Origin of the sequence: Flavobacterium sp. Arc2 (genome assembly GCF_041431385.1) — a bacterium.
Classification (GTDB): Bacteria; Bacteroidota; Bacteroidia; order Flavobacteriales; family Flavobacteriaceae; genus Flavobacterium.
On record NZ_JASMRH010000054.1, the window covers coordinates 1 to 5,043 of the forward strand.

At 31.2% G+C, this 5,043-nt stretch carries 5 protein-coding genes; 2 read left to right on the forward strand and 3 right to left on the reverse strand.

The window, feature by feature from the left end:
* The first annotated feature begins 139 nt into the window (after nt 1-139).
* Nucleotides 140-721 carry a hypothetical protein gene (locus QO182_RS19330; protein WP_371563681.1) on the forward strand — a complete coding sequence of 194 codons (582 nt, stop codon included), beginning with the start codon at nt 140-142 and terminating at the stop codon, nt 719-721.
* A gap of 681 nt (nt 722-1,402) precedes the next feature.
* Here the strand turns inward: QO182_RS19330 and QO182_RS19335 are convergent.
* Nucleotides 1,403-1,915: a hypothetical protein gene (locus QO182_RS19335; protein WP_371563684.1), complete on the reverse strand. Its 513-nt coding sequence runs from the start codon at nt 1,913-1,915 to the stop codon at nt 1,403-1,405.
* Between the two features lie 231 nt (nt 1,916-2,146).
* Nucleotides 2,147-2,401 (reverse strand): hypothetical protein, encoded by a 255-nt coding sequence (locus QO182_RS19340; protein ID WP_371563685.1) that lies wholly within the window; start codon nt 2,399-2,401, stop codon nt 2,147-2,149.
* A gap of 179 nt (nt 2,402-2,580) precedes the next feature.
* Here QO182_RS19340 and QO182_RS19345 point away from each other — a divergent pair, with 179 nt between their 5' ends.
* On the forward strand, nt 2,581-3,882 hold the full coding sequence (locus QO182_RS19345; RefSeq protein ID WP_371563687.1) for an erythromycin esterase family protein: 1,302 nt from the start codon (nt 2,581-2,583) through the stop codon (nt 3,880-3,882).
* A 417-nt stretch (nt 3,883-4,299) separates the two neighbouring features.
* On the opposite strand, the gene QO182_RS19350 is transcribed toward QO182_RS19345, so the two are convergent.
* Nucleotides 4,300-5,043: IS110 family transposase (locus tag QO182_RS19350; protein ID WP_371563690.1), on the reverse strand; the 744-nt coding region annotated here is incomplete at its 5' end.

Here is a 5,043-nt window from a genome sequence, read left to right on the forward strand (position 1 = left end):
ACTTTTCTTGCTTTAATATTCGAAATATACATTATATTTGAAAGAACATAACGGCGGTTTTTTCACAGACTGACGTTGGCGGTCAGTTTAGCTTAACGTAACGAAAAACAAAAAATATAAAAACAAAATTGCGAAAATAATGAGTTTAGATTTAAATGTTTACGTTGAAAAATTATCTGACGAATTAATTCCAAAAATCGTTAAAAGACTAAATGATTTTGAAATGAATGTGGAAATTCATCCAGATTTTTCATTTGAAACACAAGAAGGTTTTTTACCTTTTAAGTTTACTTTAAAAAATCCACATTTAGAAATTTTAAAAGAAAAGAAGCTTATAAGTGGTTTTGAAATTTATATCGACAATTATGATTTTGATGCAGAAAAGGAAAATCTAAAGCCAAAATTAAACTTCTTTGAAAAAATACTTGGAAAAAAGCAAGTTAGTGTTGAAATCGCAGAACCCGAAATAGAAAAACGTCTACAAAAGTGCAAGAAAATTGTTAATTTTGTTTGGCATTCAAGCGACAGTTTTGAATTGAGATTTGCGAGTTTAACTAGTGCAATTTTAACCGAATTAACTCATGGAGTTTGTTGCTATCCAGCAGATGAAATTTGGTACGAAAATAAAAATATTGTAGAAGAAGCATATAAAGAAATTAAAGAATATGAATCAATAATAAAAGAAAGAAATCTTCAATATCACGAATTTACAGAATGGTAAAAAAACCGAACCGCCAACCACCATTTTGAGCTAGCTGGAGTTTAGTGGAATTGCCGTTTCGCATAAAGTTTTCGTTAAGCCGAAAACCGAGCGTTTACGAAATTCCAGCCATCTCAAAGTGGCATAACGTTGCAATACATATTGTTGCCGAATTTTGCGCTGAAAAATTTACTATGAAATCGTTAAGCAGAAAGTAATTTACTTCAATGAAAGCGATGCAGTTTGCGTCCAAATAGATTGTAGCGAAATCGTTCAGCAGAAAGTAATTTGCTTCTATGAAAGCGATGCAGTTTGTAGCGAAATGGATTAGAACGAAATTGTTACGCAGAAAGTAATTTGCTTCTATGAAAGCGATGCAGTTTGCGGCGAAATGTATTGCGGCGAAAAACAGAATTGCTAGAAGTATTGTGCTGATAAATACATATTGCAACACCGGTTTTGCAAGATTGCGAAATATGTGGGAAATTCACGTCTATTTTTCGCAAGAACATTTATATTAGCCGAAAATAATCAGTTACGAAGTTCGCAACCTAGCAAAGCCGTGACCGTTAGCAAACAGCTTAACCAAAAGTCCGTAGAAAATAAAAACGGAAAACTAGCAGTTTGAAAACGTTACTAAATAAAAGTAATGTAAAATGATAATATTAGATTATAGAATAGCTTTTACTGGAGTTGTAGTTTTTATTGTTGGAATACTTTGGTTTGTTTTTGTAGAATGTCTTTTACCTCAGTTTTTGGATTGGTTGAAGTATCGGAGAAAAAAGTAAGTTTATCTCGATAGATGTAAGCGTTTAATAATAGCCCTAGTATTGTGAAAAACCAAGCTAATCTTTGTAAAAACTCTTTGAGTCGGTCTAACACTATCTTTTTACAATAACCACCATTTCTTACCAATATTAAACCTGAATAACTTATTAAATATATAGGAAGCTCAATGTTTTTTAAATTAGGGTATTTGTGTATTAAACCTTTTTTCTCTAAATGTAACATTGCAACTCTTAAATAAAGATGCTCTTTACTTTGTGTAATAAAGGGTTTAAATGAGTAAGTTATTCCAAAAAACTTATCTTTATTATAATTATAACAAGATGCCGAAGCGACCATATCTGCATTTTGTTGTTCTACACTTGATTCAAGAAAAGTTAATATATCATCTAAAAAACGAATTTTATCGCCTGCTAAAAGTTTATACATGAAGATGTGATTTAGTGGGTAAAAGTAAGAAAAAATAACTAGTTTTAAACCTAAAAAATAAAGCCGATTTGCTAACAGCGGTTTTGCAAGATGGCGAGAAATGTGTTGGCTACACGTTTTTTGTCCGCAAAGAAAAATAAAATAAACATAAAATTAACGGCTCACGAACCTCGCCACCTCGCAAAGCCACAAAACGTTGTAGGTAAGTTTAACTACACTTTGTCGCCATAGTTACGCAGGTAGTTTTTTAAATTTATCAAACAATAATTTAACCATATTGCCAGCTAATTGATTTGTGTATCCATTCCCAAACTTCATAGATTCATCATTAGAACTCCCGAACTCCCAACTTCCGCTTAATTTTTTTACAGCATAAAACGAATCTCCGTGACTATATTGTTCTTCCGCTAATCCTGTAAGAAATTCTTTGATTTCTAAATCTTCCGAACTGTATTTTACTGTTTTTTTAAATGGTTTTTTTAACATAATTTGTGTGATTTTAAAAACCTACCTACAACAGCTTATTGTAAAAAGCGGTACAGATAGAATTTTTGTTAGTATTAGTTTTTAATTTATTTACGGTGCATTTTTGCTGTGATTTGTCTTGATTCTTACCGCCTTATACAATAAGCGAACCGTTGTACGCCATTTTACAAAAAAATCTTATGATAAAAAAAACAATTTCAATTTTAGCGCTTATTATTCCACTGCTTTTTTATTCACAAAATAAGGAAACTATAAATTGGATAACGTATAATTCAATTACAATTGAAGATGCAAATCCTGATTCTGAACTGATGATTTTTAAGGAAAACATACCTAATAAATTTAATAATACCAAAATTTATGGGTTTGGGGAAGCATCCCACAACACAAAAGAATTTTTTAACCTAAAAGCTAAGTTTTTTAAGCATTTAGTAAAAAATCAAGGTGTGAAAATTTTTATAATGGAAGAATCCTATCAAGCCGAATCTGGCATAAATGAATGGATCAGTGGTGGTAAAGGAGATATAAAAACGATTGCAAAAAATTTTAATATAGGATTTTGGTATACAAAAGAAATCGTAAATCTTTTGGAATGGATGCGAGAATACAATATTGGTAAAACAACAGAAGAGCAAATTCGATTTTACGGAATGGATATTCAAATAGGAGAAAAAATTAATCAAGAAATACGTAAATATGTCTTTAAGAATAAAATTACAATAGATGAAAATCTTTTAACTGTTGCTGATAGTTGTGCAAACAAAAAAATAGACTTTAGTAAATTAGAAAGTTGGTGGCAAATTCAAGTGCCAAAATTATACAAACTGAAGCAGGAAATACTGAATTCAAATAAAGAAAGTAATGATTCTAAAACAATAGTAAGAAGTTTAGATTACTTGATAAGCTATACAGAATATGCTTCATTGATTAAAGAAAAATACCCGAAGAGCACTCAATTTAGGGATTTAAAAATGTTTGAAAATGTAAAATATATAGTGGAGAATGAATCTAAAAACGGAAAAGCTTTTATTTGGGCTCATAATGAACATATCAATAAAAGAGAAATGTACTACTCTGGAAGTAACATAATTAATTTAGGTCGTCATTTGAAAGATTATTACAAAGACGATTATTACAGCGTAGGATTCGACTTTGGGACGGGAAAAATAAAAGGCTATGTACTTGATAAAAATAAAGGAAATTATTGGAAAACATTTCACATAGAAAAACCATTTAAAAAAACATATGCTAACACCTTGATGAATGTTGAAAAGGATATTTATTTTGTGGATTTGGAAAATGCTTTTAACAATGAGCCGACAAAATTCTTTAGTAAAAAATCAAAACATTTAGTAATTGGCGGTGGCGGATATCAACCCAAACCATTGTATAAAATTATGAGCAGTAAGATATATAATGAAACTTATGATGGTTTAATTTTTGTAAAGAAAATATCTGTTCCAAATTACACCCTTGATTAATAATAAAAACGGCGTACAACAGCTGTTCCTATGTAAAGCATCATTAAGTTATTAACAACTTTTAAGAGGGTTATATGTAGGGTATTTTTCGAGCATAAAATTCCGTTCTAATGGCTTGTTGGAAAAGTTGGAAACCAACTTTTTGTCCGCCGAAGGCATAGGACTGAAAAAGTTATTCTAACTTTTTCAATGATGCCAAGAATTAATTCCTCTTTTTCTTCATAATATTTCTTTTTATAATCTTAAAGCTCACGCTCCTATATGTGGTCTGCTTATGGCAGCCACCAGCATCGGTATGATTGTAAGAATAAATAAAATAGCTACCTGCTTTGAGATGTGGATTCATTTTATGGAACCACCACAGCTGTTTTGTAGTCTATTTCTCTTTTATGGTTGAGCTTATTAAGAAGGTTATTTTTATTGTGCTATCCCGATAGCTATCGGGACTAAATTTCTATTGATTTGATAAGGTGTTTCTGTTTTAATAACCGAAAGAATTCTTCGTGCCATTTTATGGGCTACTTTTATAATAACACTCTTTACGTTTTTACCTTGATGTTTTCGGTAATAATTTTGCATTTCGGTATCTTTTCTAATGGCTATCCAAGCTGCTTCAACTAAATAACTGCGTAATTGTGAGCGACTCCTTGGAGTAATTCCTAAACACTTTTCTGACTCACCACTGTTATACATTCCAGGAACTAATCCGATGTAGGAACTAAACTGCCCTTCGTTATTGAACCGGCGCAAATCTCCACATTCGGCCAAGATTACACTAGCTAGATATCCTCCTATTCCAGGAATACTTCTCAAAAGATTGTAATCTTTCTTATTGTTTTTTCTACAGTAAGAGCGCATTTGATTGGCTATTTCTAAATATTCTGATTTGATAAACTTGAACATTCGTATTTTCCCCTGCAATGCTAAATCGCCACAAGAGGTACTAAACTTTATTTCTTCTAACCACAAAATAAAAGCTTTACTCCAATTTGGATTATCAAATTCTTCAGGAACTTTAATACCATGAAATAACAACATACTTTTGATATGTGATTTGGTTTGTCGCAGTTTCTTGGTCACTTGTGTTCTATGGCGAGCCAAGGTCGTAAATTGTTCGTGCTCTTCTGTGGGAATAAAAACACCTCTTAGAACACCTGATTT